Source organism: Streptomyces jumonjinensis, from assembly GCF_009600885.1.
In the GTDB taxonomy this organism is placed as follows: Bacteria; Actinomycetota; Actinomycetes; order Streptomycetales; family Streptomycetaceae; genus Streptomyces; species Streptomyces jumonjinensis.
The window spans coordinates 10,374-10,836 of record NZ_VCLA01000178.1 but is presented as its reverse complement, the minus strand read 5'-3'; the positions used below and the strand labels follow the sequence as shown (position 1 = coordinate 10,836).

The following is a 463-nucleotide window of genomic DNA, read 5'->3' as shown; positions in this document are numbered from 1 at the left end:
GGACCTGTCCCTGCCGAAGATCGGCGATGTGCGGGTGAAGTGGTCCCGCGCACTGCCGTCCACACCGTCCACGGTGACCGTCGTCAAGGACGCTGCGGGCCGGTACTTCGCGAGCTTCGTCGTGGAGACCGAGCCCGGCGAGACGCTGTCCGGGACCGATGGGCAGGTCGGTATCGACCTGGGCCTGTCACACTTCGCGGTCCTCTCGGACGGTACGAAGATCGACGCCCCGCGCTTTCTGCGACGGGCGGAGAAGAAGCTGAAGCGGGAGCAGCGGCGTCTGTCCCGCAAGGTGAAGGGGTCCAGCAACAGGACCAGGGCCCGGCTGAAGGTCGCCCGCGCTCACGCACGAGTGGCCGACGCGCGGCGCGAGTTCCACCACCAGCTCTCGACGAAGATCATCCGTGAGAACCAAGCGGTTGCCGTTGAGGACCTGGCGGTCAGGGGACTCGCCCGTACGCGA

At 67.8% G+C, this 463-nt stretch carries 1 protein-coding gene; it reads left to right on the top strand.

The window, feature by feature from the left end:
* On the top strand, positions 1 to 463 hold a 463-nt coding region (locus tag FF041_RS39435; protein WP_228388653.1), incomplete at both ends, for an RNA-guided endonuclease InsQ/TnpB family protein.